At 60.6% G+C, this 880-nt stretch carries 1 protein-coding gene; it reads right to left on the bottom strand.

Annotation, left to right across the window (positions count from 1 at the left end):
- Positions 1 to 54 precede the first annotated feature (54 nt).
- The gene (locus tag AC1Q5P_RS21915) at positions 55 to 819 is read right to left on the bottom strand and encodes an IS6-like element IS6100 family transposase (protein ID WP_001389365.1); all 765 of its coding nucleotides are present in this window, start codon (positions 817 to 819) and stop codon (positions 55 to 57) included.
- Positions 820 to 880: the final 61 nt, after the last annotated feature.

Below are 880 nucleotides of genomic sequence, written 5' to 3'. Positions count from 1 at the left end.
GGCTCTGTTGCAAAGATTGGCGGCAGTCAGAGGTAGGCTGTCGCTCTGCGCCGATCAGGCGGCTGCTGCGAAATGGTGGTTGAGCATGCCCATGGCCTCCGTCAGCGCCGAGGGCCCAATGCCAAAAGCTCTCTCCACAAGGCGCACCTCGCCCCTGATGCCGGGCTGCAGGCACCAGGGGCGAGCCTGTCCTTTGCGCAGGGCTCGCATGACTTCGAATCCCTTGATCGTGGCATAGGCCGTGGGGATCGATTTGAAACCGCGCACCGGCTTGATCAGTATCTTGAGCTTTCCGTGATCGGCCTCGATCACGTTATTGAGATACTTCACCTGCCGGTGGGCCGTCTCCCGGTCCAGCTTTCCTTCGCGCTTCAATTCGGTGATCGCTGCACCATAGCTCGGCGCTTTGTCGGTATTGAGCGTGGCAGGCTTTTCCCAGTGCTTCAGGCCTCGCAGGGCCTTGCCCAGGAACCGCTTCGCTGCCTTGGCGCTGCGGGTCGGCGACAGGTAGAAATCGATCGTGTCGCCCCGCTTGTCGACTGCCCGGTACAGGTAGGTCCACTTGCCCCGCACCTTGACGTAGGTTTCATCCAGGCGCCAGCTCGGATCAAAGCCACGCCGCCAGAACCAGCGCAGCCGCTTCTCCATCTCCGGGGCGTAGCACTGGACCCAGCGATAGATCGTCGTATGGTCGACCGAAATGCCGCGTTCCGCCAGCATTTCCTCAAGGTCGCGATAGCTGATCGGATAGCGACAATACCAGCGCACCGCCCACAGGATCACATCACCCTGGAAATGGCGCCACTTGAAATCCGTCATCGTTCCGTCCGTCCAATCTCCGCCAAGCATGCTCAAGCTTCACGATTTTTGCAACAGAGCC

It is taken from the genome of Novosphingobium sp. GW835-FHT14H07 (genome assembly GCF_058793515.1).
The sequence above is the reverse complement of the archived record's forward strand: the minus strand, read 5'-3'. Positions and strand labels throughout refer to the sequence as shown.